Below are 17601 nucleotides of genomic sequence, written 5' to 3'. Positions count from 1 at the left end.
CGTCGGCGGCGCTCGTTACGGTGGCAGGACCGTCGATGGAGGTCTGATGCCCGCCTGGGTCGAGCACGCGATGTGGTGGCACGTCTACCCGCTGGGTTTCACCGGCGCCGAGCCCGAGGCCCTGCCCGACGACGCCCCACCGGTCCCGCGGCTGCGTCACCTGCACGCGTGGTTGGACTACGTGGTCGAGCTGGGCCTGTCGGGCCTGGCCCTCGGCCCGGTGCTCGCCTCGGAGACCCACGGCTACGACACGACCGACCACCTGCGCGTGGACCCGCGGCTGGGCACCGAGGAGGACCTGGTCGCCCTGGTCGAGGCGGCCCACCAGCGCGGCCTGCAGGTGACCCTCGACGGCGTCTTCAACCACGTCGGCCGCGGCTTCCCGGCCTTCGCCGAGGTGCTGCGCCACGGCCCCGGCGGGCCCACCGACCACTGGTTCCACCTCACCTGGCCCGAGGGCGCGGGCCCCGGCACCGAGCCCGAGTACGTCGACTTCGAGGGCCACCACGCCCTGGTCACCCTCAACCACCAGGACCCTGCCGTCGTCGACCACGTGGTCGAGGTCATGAACTACTGGCTCGACCGCGGCGTCGACGGGTGGCGGCTCGACGCGGCCTACGCCGTGCCCCCTGCCTTCTGGGCCGAGGTGCTGCCGCGGGTCCGCGCCGCGCACCCCGAGGCGTACATCTTCGGCGAGGTGCTGCACGGCGACTACACCGAGGCCGTGCAGGCCGCGGGGTTCGACGCCGTGACCCAGTACGAGCTGTGGAAGGCGACCTGGAGCTCGCTCAACGACCGCAACTTCTTCGAGCTCACCTGGACCATGGGCCGCCACGACCAGTGGCTCGAGACCTTCGCCCCGCTGACCTTCCTCGGCAACCACGACGTCACGCGCATCGCGAGCCGGCTGACCGACCGCCGCCACCTCGGGCACGCCGTCGTCCTGCTCTTCACCCTGGGCGGCACCCCGACCGTCTACGCGGGGGACGAGCAGGGCATGGAGGGCATCAAGGAGGAGCGCGCCGGGGGAGACGACGCCGTGCGGCCTACCTTCCCGCCCGAGCCCACCGAGCTGGCCCCCGGCGGGTGGGAGGTGCATCGCCTGCACCGCGAGCTCATCGCCCTGCGCCGCCGCCACCCGTGGCTGCACCGCGCCCGGGCCGAGGTGCTGACCTGCACCAACACCCAGCTCGTCTACCGGGTCGTCGACCCCGGCAGCAGCGAACCCGGCAGCAGCGAACCCGGCAGCAGCGCGCCGGACGGTATTGACAGCCTGCTGGTCGCCCTGAGCACCGAGGACGGCGACGCCCGCCTTCACGTCCCCGGTGCGACCGCCGTCCTCGCGGGCGAGGCGCAGCTGCACGACGACGACGAGTCGCAGGTCACGCTGCCCGCCCACGGCTGGGCGGTCCTCACCGCCGGGTGACCGGAGGCGTCGCGGCGCTGCGGCAGCCCAGCGCCGTCCACCCAGCGCCGTCCACCCAGCGCCCTCCGTCCGGGGCAGCCCGCCCTCCTCCCGTGGGAGGAGCAGGGCGCACCACAGGTTTCCTCCGCCAGCAGGTGCTCGACGTCCTGCCCGTCTCCGTAGCGTCGCCGACGGACGCCCCGCACGGGGCGCAGACCCGGTGAAGGAGATGGCGATGATCGAGGTGGAGGCGCTGACCAAGCGCTACGGCAGCACGACGGCGGTGGACGGGCTGACGTTCACCGCGCGACCCGGGACGGTCACGGGGTTCCTCGGGCCCAACGGCGCGGGGAAGTCGACGACGATGCGCGTGGTCGTGGGCCTCGAGCGCCCGACCTCCGGATCGACCAAGGTCGCCGGCCAGCGGTACGCGGATCTGCCCGCACCGCTGCACGCGGTGGGGGTCATGCTCGACGCCCGCTCGGTGCACCCCGGCCGCACCGCGTACAAGCACCTGCTGGCGATGGCGCAGACCCACGGCATCGGCAAGGCGCGGGTGCGGGAGGTCATCGCGCAGACCGGCCTCGAGTCGGTGGCGACCCGCCGGGCGGGCACGTTCTCCCTCGGCATGGGCCAGCGGCTCGGCATCGCCGGGGCCCTGCTGGGTGATCCCGCTACCCTGATCCTCGACGAGCCCGTCAACGGCCTGGACCCCGACGGGGTGCTGTGGATCCGGCGGCTGGTCCGGGACCTCGCGGCAGAGGGCCGCACGGTGCTCCTCTCCTCGCACCTCATGCACGAGCTGGCACTGTGCGCCGACCGGGTCGTCATCATCGGCCGCGGACGGCTCCTCGCCGACGCGACGGTCCACGAGATCGTCGCCCGCTCCGAGCGTGCCGGTGCCGTGCGGGTACGCACGACCGATCCGGAGCCGCTGGCCCGCGAGCTCATCGCCACCGGCGCCCAGGTAGCCCCCCAGGAGGGCGGCGTCCTGCAGGTGCGCGGTGCATCGGTCGACGACGTCGGCACCGTGGCACGCCGGTGCGGGGTGACCGTCCTCGAGCTCAGCGCCGAGTCGGGGACGCTCGAGGAGGCGTACCTGCAGCTGACGGGTGACGCGGTCGAGTACCGCGCGGCCGGCACCCAGGGCGGTGCGCGATGAGTGTCACGAGCACGACGCCCGGTACGGCACGCGCGGCTGCTGCCACGCGCTCCGGCCCGACGTTCGTCCGTCTGCTGGCCGCCGAGTGGACCAAGCTCACCTCGCTGCGCTCCCCGTGGTGGGTCGCCGGGGTGACCGTCGCGGTGGCTGCCGCGATCACCTACCTGAGCGCCCAGGCGTCCTCGGGCGACCCGGGGTTCCAGCCGTTCGACTCCCTGTCGTCGGGCCTGGTGCTGGCACAGGTGGGCCCGCTCGTGCTCGGCGTGCTCGCCGGTGCGGGTGAGTACCGCACCGGTGCGTTCCGGACCACGTTCACGCTGGTCCCGCGGCGATGGCCGGTGCTCGCCGCCCAGACGCTCGTCGTGGCGGCGTTCGCGCTCGGGCTGGGGGTCCTGGCGACGGTCGCCTGCGTCCTCGGTGTCCTGCCCGCGGCCGCGTCGCGTGACATCCCGCTCGACCTGACCGCGGGCGAGACGCCCGCGGTGCTGCTCGCCATGACGCTGTTCGTCGTCGGGCTGGCACTCCTCGGGTTCGCGCTCGGTGTGATCCTGCGTCGGACGGTCCCGGCCATGGTGACGGCGCTGGTCGTGGTGCTGCTCCTGCCCGTCATGCTGACGCTGGCCGGCGAGATGGCCAGCGAACCCGCCGACCCGGCGTCCTTCAGCAGCACCGGGGAGGGACCCGGCCCGATCACCGTCCCGGGCATGCTCCTGACGTTCTCCCCCGGTGGCGCGGCGCAGGAGATGACCGTGCCCGCCTCCTACCAGCCGGTGGCCGGGAGTCCCGACATGAGCCCGCTGGGTGGCGGGCTCGTCCTCGGTGGCTGGGTCCTGGTGCTGCTCGCGGCCACGGGCGTGCGACTGCGCACGCGGGACGTACGGTGACCGCCGTGGCGCAGGGACCCGTGTCCGAGCGGACGGCGCACGGGTCTCCGGCTCGCACCGCTCCCACCGGGTTCCGGGTGCTCCGTGCCGAGTGGACCAAGCTCACGAGCGTGCGGTCGAACGCCTGGCTCGCGCTGGGCACCGTGGCCGTCGCGGCAGCGACCGCGTTCGGGCTGGGGATGTTCGTCGGGCCGGAGGACGGCCGGTCTGGCTCGTGGGTCGTGACCTCGGGATTCGTGCTCGCTCAGGTGGGGTTCCTCGTGCTGGGTGGACTGCTGGGGACGTCGGATTACGTGACCGGGACGGCGCGCAGCACCTTCACGACGGTGCCCCGCAGGCTTCCTGTCCTTGCCGCCCAGGTCCAGGTCACGCTCGTGGCGGCGCTCACCACGGCGCTCGCCGCACTGGGCGCGTCGTACCTCGCCACGGCGGGGGCCCGCGCGGGGGACGCCCCCGCGTTGGACCTCGCCGTTCCGGGCACGTCCCGAGCCCTGCTGGGCTTCGTGCTGGCCTCCGTCGCGGTGTCGCTGCTCGGGGTGGGCCTCGGCGCGCTGCTGCGTCATCCCGCGGCCACGATCGTCGGCGGTGTGGTGCTGATCCTCCTCGGGGACCAGCTGCTCGCGGCGAACCCCGGTCGGGTCACGGACACGATCCGCGCGTTCCTGCCGTCGTCCGGCTCACGGCTCGTCGAGGACGACGCCGCCCTGGCAGCCCTGGACGCCGCCACGCTCGGGCCACGGCTCGGGGAGTGGGGCGGCGGGGCCGTCGTCCTCGCGTGGGTGGTGGTGGTGCTCGCCGCGGCGGCGCACCGGCTTGCGCGCCATGACGTCCGCTGACGACGCGGCGGCGGGGGAGGTCGGGCGACCGACCGCCCCGCCGTCGGTGGGCCCCTCCGGCGGGTCCTCGCCGAGCACCGATGACCGGCGGTGGGACAGTGGAGCCGTGGTGATCCGACGGCCGACCGGGGAGCACCCCGGAGCGCGGGCCGGGGCAGCGCCCGGCGCGTGGGTCGGTGGGGTCGGCGCACCGGACGAACCGGCGCTCACCGAGGCGCACGTCCGTGGTGGCAGCCCGGTCGCCCGGCTCGTCGTCGCCCGACCCTGGGTCATGGACCTCGCGGTCGTCGTCGGGGTGCTGCTGGTGGGCTTCGTGGGGTTGCTGTTCGCGTGGGAGGCCGCGGTCGGCGCCCGCTACCTCGGGCTCTACCCGCAGGACTCACGCATCGAGGACGTCGTCACGGTGACGTGGGTCAGTGGCGTCCTCGTCGGCGCCGCACTCCTGCTGCTGCGCCGTGCGCGGCCCATCACGGTGACCGCGCTGCTCACGGGCGCGAGCGTCGTCTCCCTGCTCGTGGGCGACGTTCTCGGGGTCCTGGGCGTGTGCGTGGCGTGCGCGCTCTACAGCGTCGCGGCGGCACGCGAGCCGCGGGTCACGTGGGGCGTCTTCGGCGCCGTCCTCGTCGTCCTGAGCGTGGCGGTGTGGCGGTGGGAGAACCTCGGCATCATCGAGAACGTGGCGTGGTTCTCGGTGGCCACCACCGCGGAGCCGTGGGAGCCGGCGCGGGACCTCGCGGAGCCGCCGTTCTCGCCGGCGAGCCGCTCCACCTCCCTCCTCCTGCTGCACACGCTCCTGCTGCTGGGCGTGGCCGTGGGGACGGCAGCGCGGTCCCGCCGGTTGCATGCGCAGGAGCTCGTCGAGCGCTACCGCGCGTTGGCGCGCGAGCGCGACCAGAGCGCGGCGCTCGCGCGGGCCGCCGAGCGCGCGCACATCGCCCGGGAGATGCACGACGTCGTCGCCCACAACGTGTCCGTCATGGTGACCCTGGCCGACGGGGCTGACGCCGCCTTCGAGCGCGCCCCCGGCATGTCCCGCGACGCTGTGCGGCAGATCGCCCAGACGGGACGTTCGGCGTTGCTCGACATGCAGGGCGTCCTGGGCGCTCTCGGGCCCGCCGACGGCGACGGCGACCACCGTGCGGCTCCCACCGAGGTCGACCTGCCGACGCTCGTCGACCGCTTCAGAGCCGCGGGGGTCCAGGTCGAAGCCACCGGCCTCGACGCCGACCTTCCGCAGGACACCACCGTGCGCCTCGCCGTGCTGCGCATCCTCGGTGAGGCGCTCACCAACGTGCTGCGCCATGCACCGGGTACCCCCTCGGTCGAGGTCGCCGTCCGCCGCACGGCGACGAGCGTCGAGCTGGAGGTGCTCGACAGCGGCGGCACGCGCCCCGGCACCGGTACCGGCACCGGGCGTGGGATCATCGGGATGCGCGAGCGCGCCGCCCTGCTCGGCGGGGACGCCTCGGCGGGCCCACGGCCTGAGGGCGGATGGCGGGTGCACGCGGTGCTGCCGTGGCCCCCGGAGGAGGAGCGCGCACGGTGACCACGGTCCTGCTGGTCGACGACCAGACGCTGCAACGCGTCGGGTTCCGGATGGTCATCGAGTCCGAGCCTGACCTCGAGGTGGTCGGCGAGGCAGCCGACGGTCAGGTGGCTCTCGACCAGGTGGCTGCCCTGGCGCCCGAGGTCGTTCTCATGGACATCCGCATGCCTGGCATGGACGGCATCGAGGCGACCCGTCGCGTCGTCGGCGACCACCCAGGCTCACGCGTGCTGGTGCTCACGACCTTCGACGTCGACGACCTCGCATTCGCCGCCCTGCGCGCCGGTGCGAGCGGATTCCTGCTGAAGTCGGCCCGTCCCGACGAGCTCGTCGATGCGATCCGCACGGTCGCTGCCGGCACCGCGGTCGTCGCACCGCGCGTCCTGCGCCGCATGCTCGATCTCTTCGCGCCCCATCTGCCGGCCGACGGCGAGGTCGTGACCGAGGAAGGCCCGGACCCCCGTCTGAGCGCGCTGACACCGCGCGAGCTCGACGTCCTGCGGCTCATGGCGGAGGGCGGGTCGAACTCCGAGATCGCGGCCGAGCTCGTGGTGTCGGAGACCACCGTGAAGACCCACGTGGGCAACGTGTTCGCCAAGCTCGGGGCGCGCGACCGCGTGCAGGCCGTGATCATCGCGTACGAGTGCGGGCTCGTCGGGAGGGGCGGGCCGGAGCGCTAGCGCACTCGGGCCGACCGCACGTGCGGGGCTTTCGGGGCAGTGCTGGCGGGCTCGGTGCCGCCGTGGCAAGGTGGGGCATCACCAGGAAGGGCGGGTTGCAGCAGTGGCATACCGTGACGCGAACAATAGCCCTCGGTACCGCTTTGGCCCGGCGCTCGCTGTCTTCGCGCTCTGTCTCGTCTCGGCCTTCTTCATGGGAAGAGTCATCTGGGAGAACTGGCTTGTCCCCGTCTCGCTCTACACGGCGATCGCCGTCCCCCTCCTGGTGAATTCATGGCGAAAGCGGATCCGACGTGGCGAACGGATGCCCGTGCAGGAATACCGGGGAATACTGCACCAACCGCGTCCTCGGCCGCAGGTTCGGTAGGTCAGGGGTGGTGGCCCCGGTTCCCGGTGGATGGATGAGGTCTTGACGCCCACCAAGGCTGCGCCACCGCTTCGGAGAGGCGCCCCTACGGTACTGCGCCATCGAGTGACGACGAGACGCTGCGGGGAGCTTGGGGCCAAGGGTATGGAGTGCCTGGGAGTAGAGAGAGGTCGACGATGGACTACGGGGCCGTGGCCGGTATCGCGCTCATGCTGGTGATTGCACCGTTCGCACTCCGCAACTTTCGTCGGATGCGACACCATCGTTCGAGAAGCGCAGAGGAAGAAGAGTGAACACTGAAGCGATTCCGATCGCGGTACTCGCGGTGGCGATGGGGGTTGGCCAGTTCGTTTTCCGTCAACGTCTGACGGCATTCTCCAGGAGGATGCAAGGGGACCACGAGGAAGTGCCCGTCTGGGTCACGGCGGCGGGTATGGTCTTCTGTTGTGCCCTGGCTGGCTTGGTTCTTTTCTGGGACTTTTAGGCGGGACTTCTGCGGGATGTGGTCAGGGGTGGGGTTTTCATGAGCAAGCTCAGGGTTGCGACTGTCCTTGTCATCATCGGCACCGTGCTGATCGTGATCGGAACGGTGGTCCTCATCACAAGTGCTGATGGTGCGCCGCTCGCGGCGGTGCCCGGGCTGCTGCTCTTGTTCATCGCCTGGCCAGCGCTCGTGCGCTATCGGCGCAGTCACGGAAAGGCGCGCGACTGAGGGTCAACGCACCCCGGCCCGCCGACCTCGCTTGACCGCGTACATCGCCTCGTCGGCGGCGGTCAGCAGGGCCGCGGCGTCCTGGTGAGCCTCGGCGACGACGCTCCCGGTGCTCGCGGCGCACCGCAGGGTCAGGCCGTGGGTCTCGATGGGTTCGCCGATCACGGTGGCTAGCCGCTCGGCCACCCGCTCGCTCATGCCGACGGGGCACTCCTGCACCACGACGAACTCGTCCCCGCCCACCCGGGCCACCACGTCGGCGTCCCGCATGCCGGCGGCGAGGCGGGCGCCCAGCTCGGCGAGCACCGCGTCGCCCACGCTGTGGCCGTGCACGTCGTTGATCTCCTTGAAGCCGTCCAGGTCGAGGTAGCTGACCACGAGCTGGTCGCCCTGCCGACGGGACCGCGCGAGGGCGTTCGTGAGCAGCTCGTCGAGCAGGCGGCGGTTGGCCAGCCCCGTCAGCTCGTCGCGCAGGGCCAGGCCCCGGTAGCGCTCCTCGCTCGCGGCGAGCTGCAGCTCGGCCTCACGGCGCTCGGTGACGTCACGCCCGACGGCGAGCACCTCGCCGCCGTCGGGGGCGTCGAGGAATAGGTCGGTCCACTCGATCCACCGGTCCACCGAGCGCTGGACGTTGCCGGTCAGGAAGGTGGTGCCGGGGCAGAAGCGCGCCACCTGCTGCTCGAGCCCCACGAGCTCGTTCGGGGGCAGCACCGTGCGCATGGTCTGGCCGATGAGCTGGTCGGGCGTGGAGTGCAGGGCGCCGGCCCAGGCGCGGTTGCAGTAGAGGATCCGCAGGTCGGCCACGCGGTACCGGACGATGCGCTCGGTCAGCAGGTCGAGGACCTCACCCAGGCCCCGGCTGCCGGGATCCCCGGTCACGGGCTGACCCCGACCGCCCGGCACGTACCAGTCGTCGCCGCGGGGAGGGACGCGCTCGGTGGTCTCGGCACTGTCCGGGCTGTCGTGCAACGGGGGGCCTTCCGCGGGGGCTGGTGTTGCCGTCCCATCGGCCGCCCCCGTCCGTCGCTGAGCCCTCCGAGCGGGTGATCATGACGTCGGCGACCCGCTCGGGCGGCGGGAGTTCCCGCCGCCCGCGAACCCTACGAGACGGGGGTCGCCGCAGCAGCAGCCCGGGCCGCCGCGGGCAACGCCTCGAGGATGCGGTTGACCGCGGCGTCGTCGTGCGCGGCCGAGACGAACCAGGCCTCGAAGACGCTCGGCGGGGCGTGCACCCCCTGCTCGAGCAGCGAGTGGAACAGCGGCGCGTAGCGGAACACGTCCTGGGACTGCGCGCGGGTGTAGTCGGTGACGGGGCCCTCGGCCGGGTCGACGAAGGCCGCGCTGAACAGGGTCCCGGCCCGCTGGATCGAGTGCGCGACACCTGCCGCGCCGAGCGCGTCGCTCAGGCCCGTGGCGATCGCATCGGCCACGGTCGAGACCCGTGCGTAGACCGCGGCATCGGCGTGCTGCAGGGTCGCGAGGCCGGCAGCCGTGGCGACCGGGTTCCCCGACAGCGTGCCCGCCTGGTAGACGGGGCCGAGGGGCGCGAGGTGCTCCATGACCTCGCGCCGCCCACCGACCGCGGCCACCGGCAGACCGCCGCCGACCACCTTGCCGAAGGTCAGCAGGTCCGGCTCCCAGCCCTCCTCGGCGCCCTCGAGACCCCACCAGCCCCCGGGGCCGGCGCGGAACCCGGTGAGCACCTCGTCCATGACGAGGAGCGCGCCGTGCCGCGAGCACACCTCGTGCAGGGCCCGGTTGAACCCGGGCAGCGGCGGCACCACCCCCATGTTGGCGGGGGCGGCCTCGGTGATGACCGCGGCGATCCGGTCCCCGTGGGTGGCGAAGGCCTCCTCGACCGCGGTCAGGTCGTTGTAGGGCAGCACGAGGGTCTCGGCCGCGACGGCCTCGGTGACCCCCGCCGAGCCGGGCAGCGCGAGGGTCGCGACCCCCGAGCCTGCTGCGGCCAGCAGGCCGTCGAGGTGCCCGTGGTAGCACCCCGCGAACTTCACCACGAGAGGCCGGGCGGTCACCCCGCGGGCCAGCCGGATCGCCGTCATCGTGGCCTCGGTACCGGTCGACACGAAGCGCAGCCGCTCGACGGCGGGCACGCGGCGCTGCACCTCGAGGGCGAGCTCGGTCTCGCGCGCGGTGGGCGCCCCGAAGGTCAGTCCCAGCGCGGCGGCCTCCTGCACGGCGGCGACGACGGCGGGGTGGGCGTGGCCCAGGATCGCCGGGCCCCACGAGCCGACCAGGTCCGCGTACTCGTTGCCGTCGGCGTCGGTGATCCAGGGCCCGCGGGCCGAGGCCATGAAGCGGGGTGTCCCGCCGACCGACCCGAAGGCGCGCACGGGGGAGCTCACCCCACCGGGCATGACCCCCTGCGCGGCGGCGAACAGCGCCTCAGAACGTGTGGTGTCCATCAGATCCCCTCTCGCAGCCAGCCCGCGAGCTCGACCGCCCAGTACGTCAGCACAGCCTCGGCCCCGGCGCGCCGGATGCCCAGCACCGACTCGGTGATCGCGCCCCGGCGATCGATCCAGCCCTGCGCGGCGGCCGCCTCGACCATCGCGTACTCCCCGGACACCTGGTACGCCCACACCGGCACCTCGCTCAGCGCGGCGACGTCGGCCAGCACGTCCAGGTAGCTCATCGCCGGCTTCACCATGACGACGTCGGCCCCCTCGGCGACGTCGAGCACCGCCTCGCGGGCCCCCTCGCGCCGGTTCGCAGGATCGAGCTGGTAGCTGCGGCGGTTCCCCGAGAGGGTCGACTCGACGGCCTCCCGGAACGGCCCGTAGAAGGCCGAGGCGTACTTGGCGGCGTAGGCGAGCAGCGCGACGTCGGTGTGCCCGGCCTCGTCGAGGGCCTCCCGCACGGCCGCGACCTGCCCGTCCATCATCCCGCTGAGCCCCAGCAGGTGCGCCCCGGCCCGGGCCTGCGCGAGGGCCATCGCGCGGTAGTGCTCGAGGGTCGCGTCGTTGTCCACCCGCCCGCGGGGGTCCAGCACCCCGCAGTGCCCGTGGTCGGTGAACTCGTCCAGGCACAGGTCCGCCTGCACGACGACGGCGTCCCCCACCTCGGCGACCACGTCACGCAGGGCGAGGTTCAGCACGCCGTCGGGGTCGCAGGCGGCCGAGCCGGTCGCGTCCCGCTCGGCGGGGACGCCGAAGAGCATGACGCCGCCGACCCCGGCCTCGGCGGCCTGGGTGACCGCGGCCCGCAGGCTGTCCCGGCTGTGCTGGACCTGCCCCGGCATGGAGGAGATCGCCACGGGCTCGGTGGCCCCCTCGCGCACGAACATCGGCAGCACCAGCTGGCTCGGCAGCACGTGGGTCTCGGCCGTCAGTCGACGCATCGCGGGGGTGGTGCGCAGCCGGCGCGGCCGGATCGGCAGGTGGGTCATGAGGACCTCGGAGGCTCGGGGGAGGAGACGACGTCGGAGGAGGGGGCGTCGGTGGAGGTGGCGCGGCCGTGCTGGGCCCGGCCGTGCTGCGCGAGGGCCTCGACCAGGTCCTCGGCCGTGGCGTGCTCAGGCACCACGTGCACCTCGAGCCCGGCGGCCTCGGCGGCGCGGACGGTCCGCGGTCCGATGCAGCAGACGAGGGTGCGCGCGGGCGGCGGGCCCACGAGCTCGAGCAGGTTGGTCACGGTGCTCGCCGAGCTCAGCAGCACGGCGCGGAACACCCCGGACCGCACGTCCTCGCGCAGCTCGCAGCTCGGCTGCGGGCCGCTCACGGTGCGGTAGGCGATCACGTCGTCGACCTCCCAGCCTGCCGCTCGCAGCCCGTCGACCACGGTCGGCTCGGCGAGGTCGGAGTGCGGGGACAGCACGCGGGCGCTGCTCGGGGCGCTCGGGTCTGCCGAGAGCGGCGGCGGGGGGAACTCCGCGACCAGCCCTCGGGCCGAGTACTCCCCGGTGGGCACCAGGTGCGGGGTCAGGCCGTGCCGCTCGAGCACCCGGGCCGTCCCGGGCCCGACGGCGGCGAGCTGGGTGCGGCCGATCATCGCCGCGAGGGCGGTGCTGGGGGTGCGGGCCGCGGGGGAGGTGGGGTTGACGATCCCCGCGGCGCGGCCGGCGAGGGCCGTGACCGTGGTGCCGCTGGTGATGGTGACCCAGTCGTAGGCGCCCTCGGTGAGGCGGACCAGGGCGGCGTCGAGGGCGGCGACGTCCTCGGGCGGGGCGAACTCGATCAGCGGGACCACGGTCGCGACCGCCCCGTGGCGGGCGAGCAGGCCGGTGACCTTCTCCCCCCACTCACCCCCGTGCGGGACCAGCACGGGCCACCCCTCCAGGGCGAGGCCGGTCACGGGGTGCCGCCCTGGTGCTGACCGAGCCCGGCGAGCTCGGCCGCCCCCTCGGCCAGGAGTCGGCGCGCGAGCTCCGAGCCCAGGCCCCGGGCGGCGGCGTCGCGGTCGGCGCGGCTCGCGGACCCGAGCTGCACCGAGGAGGAGGCACGGAGCTGCGCCCCGCCGTCGGGCCGGAGCACGACGGCGTCGAGGTAGAGGCGGTCGCCGTCGAGGGTGCCGAGGGCGCCGAGCGGGGCCGCGCAGCCAGCCTCGAGGTCGGCCAGCAGGGTGCGCTCGGCGGTGACGGCCAGCCGGGTGGGCTCGTGGTCGAGGGCCGCGAGGGTGTCACGCAGCTCGGCGTCCTCGGTGCGGCACTCGATGGCCAGGGCGCCCTGGCCCGGGGCGGGGCACAGCACGGTCGGGTCGAGCAGCTCGCTCACCACGCCCTCGTCCAGGTCGAGGCGTCGCAGGCCGGCGGCGGCGAGCACCACGGCGTCGAGGTCCCCGGGGCCGTCGCCCAGCCCGGGCACGCGGCCTAGGCGGGTGCCGACGTTGCCGCGGATGTCGACGACCTGCAGGTCCGGCCGGGAGGCGAGCAGCTGGGCGGCGCGACGGGGTGAGCCGGTGCCCACGGTCGCCCCGGCCGGCAGGTCCATCAGCCCCAGGCCGTCGCGGGCGCACAGGGCGTCGCGCGGGTCCTCGCGCCGGGGCACCGCCGCGACGGTGAGGGCGGGGGCCTCGGCCGTGGGCAGGTCCTTGAGGGAGTGCACGGCGAGGTCGCAGCGACCCATGAGCAGGGCCTCGCGCAGGGCCACCACGAAGACGCCGGTCCCGCCCAGGGAGGCGAGGGACCCGGTGAGCACGTCGCCCTCGGTGCGCACGCGCACCAGCTCGACCTGCTCCTCCTCCCAGCCCGTCGTGGCGCGCAGGGCGTCGGCGACGTGGCCGGTCTGGGTCAGCGCCAGGGCGCTGCCCCGGGTGCCGATCCGGACCGTGCTCGTGGCCGCGCTCATCGCCGCGTCGCCCTCCCGGCGCGGGCCCCGCGCGGGTGGCCCGCGGGGATCAGGGGGCGATCCCGGACAGGGCCGGCTTGGGGCCGCGCGGGTTGGCGCAGCAGCCGGGCCGGCACACGTCGTACCAGGGCCCCAGCGGGGTGAGCGCGGGACGGGCCTTGACCTCGCTGGCGGGGCCGGAGGCCTCGCCAGCGACGGCGAGGCGCTCGGTCACCAGGTCGATCAGCCCGCCCACGTAGGCCGGGTGGATGCCCGGGGTGGGGACGCGCTCGGCGTGCAGGCCGGCCTCGGTGGCCGTCTCCATGGCCTCCTCGTCGAGGTCCCACAGGACCTCCATGTGGTCCGAGACGAACCCCAGCGGGACGATGACCACGGCCTTGGTGCCCTGCTCGGCGAGCTCGGTGATCGCGTCGTTGATGTCGGGCTCGAGCCACGGGGTGCTCGGGGCGCCGCTGCGGGACTGGTAGACCAGGGACCACGGCACCGCGGCCAGGTGGGCCGCCGAGCCACCCGTCCCCAGGTCGCCGCCGGCCCCGGCGCTGGCCATGACGACCTCGGCCACGGCACGGTGCTGGGCGGCGTACGCGCCGTCGGGCCCGAGGTTCGCGACGGGCGGGCCCGAGGACACCGCCGTCGTCGTCGGGATGGAGTGGGTCGCGAAGAGCACGTGGGCCTCGCGCGCCAGGTCGATCTCGGGGAGCTTCTCCTGGGTGCGGAGCAGCGCCTCGCGCACGCCCTCGACGAAGGGGGTGACGAAGCCGGGGTGGTCGAAGTACTGGCGCACCTTGTCGATGTGCATCTCGCCCTCGAGGCCCGTCTCGATGAGGGCCTCGGCGAGGTCCTCGCGGTACTGGCGGCAGGAGGAGTACGAGGAGTACGCGCTGGTCACCACGGCGAGCAGGCGCCGGTGGCCCGCCGCGTGGGCCTCACGCACGGCGTCGGTGAGGAAGGGGTCCCAGTTGCGGTTGCCCCACAGCACGGGAAGGTCGATGCCACGGGACTCGAGCTCGGCGGCCAGCGCGGCCTGCAGGGCTCGGTTCTGGTCGTTGATCGGGCTCACCCCGCCGAAGTGGCGGTAGTGGTGCGCGACCTCCTCGAGGCGCTCGTCCGGGATGCCGCGGCCGCGGGTGACGTTCCGCAGGAACGGCAGGACGTCGTCCTGGCCCTCGGGGCCGCCGAAGGAGACCAGCAGGATCGCGTCGTAGGGCGCGGGGGCCTGCGGCTCACGGTCGGGCAGCGTCTGCGGCCCCACCTCGGTGGCTCGGACGAACTCAGGACCGGACTCGACCGGTGTGCTCACAGCAGGACCTCCGCGACCTCGTCGACCTCGATGCGCCGTCCGGTGAAGAAGGGGACCTCCTCGCGCACGTGGCGACGCGCGTCGGTCTCACGCAGGTAGCGCATGAGGTCGACCAGCTCCACGAGCTCGTCGGCCTCGAGACCGAGGATCCACTCGTAGTCGCCCAGCGTGAACGAGGCGACCGTGTTGGACAGCACCTGGGGGTACTCACGGCCCATGCGGCCGTGCTGACCGAGCATCGCACGACGCTCCTCGGTCGGCAGCAGGTACCACTCGTAGGACCGGACGAAGGGGTACACGGTGATCCACTGCTTGGGCGTGGTGTCCCGCATGTAGGCCGGCAGGTGGTTGGCGCTGAACTCGGCCGGGCGGTGCACCCCCATGGCGGACCAGCTCGGGGTGAGCGGGGCGAGCTCGGTGGTGCGGCGCAGCCGGCGGATCGCGGCCTGCAGGCCCTCGGGGCTCTCGCCGTGCAGCCAGATCATCAGGTCGGCGTCGGCGCGCATGCCCGAGACGTCGTAGACCCCGCGCAGCTCGACACCCTCGCCGGGCTCGACGGCGGCGTGGGCGAGGTCGGGCAGGGGCGTGGTGGGCCGCGGGTAGGTCGGCGCGTCGGGACGGCGCAGCACCGTCCAGAGGGTCCAGGCCCCGGGCTCGGGGACGTCCTGCACGGCATCGGCTGCAGAGGTCATGGGTGAAGTCTGGTGGAGCAGAAGGAAATGCGAAAATCCACGGCGCCCGCACCTGAGATGACAGGTCGTCAGAACATTCGGACACCATGTCAGAAAGGGAGATCCCTCCTGTTCCCGGGGGTGGCGACGATGCCTTTCCGGTGTCCTCCTCGATCTATTCCGACCGGTCGCGTGACAGGTCTCACACGAGGGAGGCGGCGACCCGGCGGGCGTCGGCCACCACGGCCGCCAGACCGGTCCCTGCGAGCCACGCCCCCGCGGCGTGCAGCCCCGGCTGGGCGGTGAGCTCCGCCCGCAGCCGAGCCACCTGGGCGCCGTGCCCGGGCCGCGTCGGGTTGAGGCCGTGGCGCCACGTCGTCCGCCCGAACCCGCGCACCTGGTCGAGCTCGAGGGGCACGCCCAGCAGCGTCGCGGCGTCTGCCAGGGCCGTCTCGCGCAGGTCGTCGCCGAGGTCCGCCGCGACCTCGGGGGATGCCTCGGCCGAGGGGCCCGCGGGCCGTCCCGCCCAGCCGTAGGACAGGCGCAGCACGTGCCGCCCGGGCCCCGCGGTCTGCGCGAGCCAGGCCCACTTCGCCGTCGCGTGGGTCAGGGCCTTGGCCCGCACCCCGGGGGCGCCCAGGGCGACGAGCACCCCGGTCCCGCGCGGGGCCTGGTCGAGCACCGGGGCGTCGACCACGAGGGTCGCGAGCACCACCCCGTTGGGCGGCCCGGTCATCGCGGTGGCGGCCGGGGCGTGCGGGGCGAGCAGGCGCACGGCGGCGTCGTTGTCGAGGGCCACCACCACCTGCGAGGCCACCACCGGGCCCGCCGTCGTGCCGATGGTCCAGGTGCCCCCGGCCCGCTCGAGGGACTCGGCGCGAGTCCCGGTGCGGACGTCGACCCCTTGCGCCACGGAGTCCTCCCACAGGGCCGTGACCAGGCGGTTCATCCCACCCCGCAGGCCCGCGACGGCGGCTCCGGCGGGGGCGGCGGCGCGCATCGCCGTCACGGCGCCGGCCAGCGACCCGTGCTCGAGCACCAGCTCACGCAGCCCGGGCAGCACCCCCAGGTCGACGTCGTCGGGCCGGGCCGAGTGGACCCCGGTGACCACGGGGTCCACGAGGCGGTCGAGCACGCGACGGCCCTGGCGCGCCCGCACCAGCTGGCCCAGGCTCACCGGCTCGGCGCCCAGGCCCACGCGGGCCGGCAGCCAGCGGTCCAGGCCCGCCCGGGCCGCGCCCAGCACCCCGACCGCCCGCCGCACGTCGGCGGCCCACGGCGTCCCTGGGATGCCCAGGGCGCCCGTGCGGGGCAGCGGGGCGGCGCCGTGCGGACCGTGCACCCACGCCGCCCCCGCGGCCGGGAGCACGACGTCCTCGGCCAGGTCCAGCTCCTCGATCAGCCGCGGGACGGCGGGGGAGCGGGTCGCGTAGGACTCCGCCCCCGCGTCGAGCCGCAGCCCGTCGACCTCGTGCACGCCGATGCAGCCACCGGGGCGGTCCCGCGCCTCGAGGAGCACCACCTCGCGTCCCGCGATCGCGAGGTCTCGGGCCGTGACCAGACCCGCGACCCCACCCCCGACGACGACCACGGGAGCGGGCATCACAGCTCCCCGTGGGCCAGGCGGACGATGCGCGTGAGCACCTCGGGGTCGGTGGTCGGGGGCACGCCGTGACCCAGGTTGAGCACGTGACCTGGGGCTTCGCTGCCCTGCGCGATGACCTCGCGGACGTGGGCCTCGAGGGCCGGCCACGGGGCTCCGAGCAGCGCGGGGTCGATGTTCCCCTGCACCACGGTCGTCCCGCCGAGGCGTCGGTTGGCCTCGGCCAGCCCGATGCGGTGGTCCACCCCGACGACGTCGGCGCCGACGTCCCGCATGGCCGCGAGCAGCTCACCCGTGCCGGTGCCGAAGTGGACCACCGGCACGTCGAGGTCGGCCACGTGGGTCAGCGCCCGGCGTGACGCCGGGGCCACGTACGCCTCGTAGTCGGCCAGGGACAGCGAGCCCGCCCACGAGTCGAAGAGCTGCGCGGCGCTGGTGCCGGCGAGCACCTGCGCCCGCAGGAACGCCCCGGTCACGTCGGCCGCCCAGTCCATGAGGGCCTGCCAGGTCTCGGGCTCGGCGTGCATGAGCGTGCGGGCCCGCAGCTGGTCCTTCGACGGGCCGCCCTCGACCAGGTAGCTGGCCAGGGTGAACGGTGCCCCGGCGAAGCCGATGAGCGGGGTCTGGCCGAGCTCGGCGACCGTGCGGGCCACCCCCTCGGTGATCGGCGCGAGGGCCGCGGGGTCGATCGGACGCAACCGGGCGACGTCGGCCGCGGTGCGGACCGGGTCCGCGAAGACCGGGCCGGTGCCCGGGACGATGTCCACGTCCACCCCGGCCAGCAGCAGGGGCACCACGATGTCGCTGAAGAAGATCCCGGCGTCCACCCCGTGGCGGCGCACGGGCTGCAGGGTGATCTCGCTCGCCATGGCCGGGTCCAGGCAGGCGTCGAGCATCGCGGTGCCCTCGCGCAGGGCCCGGTACTCGGGCAGGGACCGGCCGGCCTGACGCATGAACCACACCGGGACGTGCCCCGTCCGCGAGGTGGTCACCGGGCCCGCGGAGGCCGTGTGGCCTTCGTCACGAGAATGCCCGTCACGGCCCGCGCGGAATGCCCGGACGAGCGCGGAACCGGCCGTGCGGCCGTCGATCAAGGGATGGTTCTGAGGGAGATTCACCCTGCGATTGTGCC

General features: G+C 74.3%; 16 protein-coding genes. 7 read left to right on the top strand and 9 right to left on the bottom strand.

Annotation, left to right across the window (positions count from 1 at the left end; all coding sequences use genetic code 11):
* Positions 1 to 46: 46 nt before the first annotated feature.
* The 7 genes from J4G33_RS04610 to J4G33_RS04580 all read left to right on the top strand — a co-directional run bounded on the left by J4G33_RS04610 (position 47) and on the right by J4G33_RS04580 (position 7592).
* On the top strand, positions 47 to 1426 hold the full coding sequence (locus J4G33_RS04610) for an alpha-amylase family protein (protein ID WP_208054770.1): 1380 nt from the start codon (positions 47 to 49) through the stop codon (positions 1424 to 1426).
* A 214-nt stretch (positions 1427 to 1640) separates the two neighbouring features.
* Positions 1641 to 2567, top strand: coding sequence for an ABC transporter ATP-binding protein (locus tag J4G33_RS04605; RefSeq protein WP_208054769.1), 927 nt, complete (start codon positions 1641 to 1643; stop codon positions 2565 to 2567).
* On the top strand, positions 2564 to 3451 hold the full coding sequence (locus J4G33_RS04600; protein WP_208054768.1) for a hypothetical protein: 888 nt from the start codon (positions 2564 to 2566) through the stop codon (positions 3449 to 3451). Before J4G33_RS04605 ends, J4G33_RS04600 begins: the two co-directional genes overlap by 4 nt.
* A 5-nt stretch (positions 3452 to 3456) precedes the next feature.
* A complete protein-coding gene (locus tag J4G33_RS04595; protein WP_307793750.1) occupies positions 3457 to 4287 on the top strand; it encodes a hypothetical protein in 831 nt (276 codons plus the stop codon).
* A 106-nt stretch (positions 4288 to 4393) separates the two neighbouring features.
* Positions 4394 to 5833: a sensor histidine kinase gene (locus J4G33_RS04590; protein WP_307793749.1), complete on the top strand. Its 1440-nt coding sequence runs from the start codon at positions 4394 to 4396 to the stop codon at positions 5831 to 5833.
* Positions 5830 to 6513 (top strand): response regulator, encoded by a 684-nt coding sequence (locus J4G33_RS04585; RefSeq protein ID WP_307793748.1) that lies wholly within the window; start codon positions 5830 to 5832, stop codon positions 6511 to 6513. The genes J4G33_RS04590 and J4G33_RS04585 overlap by 4 nt, the downstream gene beginning before the upstream one ends.
* A gap of 890 nt (positions 6514 to 7403) precedes the next feature.
* Positions 7404 to 7592, top strand: a complete 189-nt coding sequence (locus tag J4G33_RS04580; protein WP_208054764.1) for a hypothetical protein — start codon at positions 7404 to 7406, stop codon at positions 7590 to 7592.
* Between the two features lie 3 nt (positions 7593 to 7595).
* Here J4G33_RS04580 and J4G33_RS04575 read toward each other — a convergent pair whose 3' ends face one another.
* The 9 genes from J4G33_RS04575 to hemE all read right to left on the bottom strand — a co-directional run bounded on the left by J4G33_RS04575 (position 7596) and on the right by hemE (position 17422).
* Positions 7596 to 8561 carry a sensor domain-containing diguanylate cyclase gene (locus J4G33_RS04575; protein ID WP_208054763.1) on the bottom strand — a complete coding sequence of 322 codons (966 nt, stop codon included), beginning with the start codon at positions 8559 to 8561 and terminating at the stop codon, positions 7596 to 7598.
* A gap of 131 nt (positions 8562 to 8692) precedes the next feature.
* Positions 8693 to 10015, bottom strand: coding sequence for a glutamate-1-semialdehyde 2,1-aminomutase (hemL, locus tag J4G33_RS04570; protein WP_208054762.1), 1323 nt, complete (start codon positions 10013 to 10015; stop codon positions 8693 to 8695).
* A complete protein-coding gene (hemB, locus tag J4G33_RS04565; protein WP_208054761.1) occupies positions 10015 to 10998 on the bottom strand; it encodes a porphobilinogen synthase in 984 nt (327 codons plus the stop codon). Before hemB ends, hemL begins: the two co-directional genes overlap by 1 nt.
* On the bottom strand, positions 10995 to 11903 hold the full coding sequence (locus J4G33_RS04560; protein ID WP_208054760.1) for a uroporphyrinogen-III synthase: 909 nt from the start codon (positions 11901 to 11903) through the stop codon (positions 10995 to 10997). The genes hemB and J4G33_RS04560 overlap by 4 nt, the downstream gene beginning before the upstream one ends.
* The gene (hemC, locus tag J4G33_RS04555; protein WP_208054759.1) at positions 11900 to 12895 is read right to left on the bottom strand and encodes a hydroxymethylbilane synthase; all 996 of its coding nucleotides are present in this window, start codon (positions 12893 to 12895) and stop codon (positions 11900 to 11902) included. The genes J4G33_RS04560 and hemC overlap by 4 nt, the downstream gene beginning before the upstream one ends.
* Positions 12896 to 12944: 49 nt before the next feature.
* The gene (locus J4G33_RS04550; protein WP_208055183.1) at positions 12945 to 14147 is read right to left on the bottom strand and encodes a ferrochelatase; all 1203 of its coding nucleotides are present in this window, start codon (positions 14145 to 14147) and stop codon (positions 12945 to 12947) included.
* Between the two features lie 44 nt (positions 14148 to 14191).
* Entirely contained in the window at positions 14192 to 14887 is a 696-nt protein-coding gene (hemQ, locus tag J4G33_RS04545; protein ID WP_208054758.1) for a hydrogen peroxide-dependent heme synthase, read from the bottom strand.
* A gap of 181 nt (positions 14888 to 15068) precedes the next feature.
* A complete protein-coding gene (locus tag J4G33_RS04540; protein ID WP_208054757.1) occupies positions 15069 to 16469 on the bottom strand; it encodes a protoporphyrinogen/coproporphyrinogen oxidase in 1401 nt (466 codons plus the stop codon).
* The gene (gene hemE, locus J4G33_RS04535; RefSeq protein WP_372435027.1) at positions 16469 to 17422 is read right to left on the bottom strand and encodes a uroporphyrinogen decarboxylase; all 954 of its coding nucleotides are present in this window, start codon (positions 17420 to 17422) and stop codon (positions 16469 to 16471) included. The genes J4G33_RS04540 and hemE overlap by 1 nt, the downstream gene beginning before the upstream one ends.
* Between the last annotated feature and the right edge of the window lie 179 nt (positions 17423 to 17601).

Origin of the sequence: Actinotalea soli (genome assembly GCF_017565425.1) — a bacterium.
Taxonomy (GTDB): Bacteria; Actinomycetota; Actinomycetes; order Actinomycetales; family Cellulomonadaceae; genus Actinotalea; species Actinotalea soli.
Note: the sequence above shows the minus strand (reverse complement) of the source record. Positions and strands in the feature narration are given on the sequence as shown.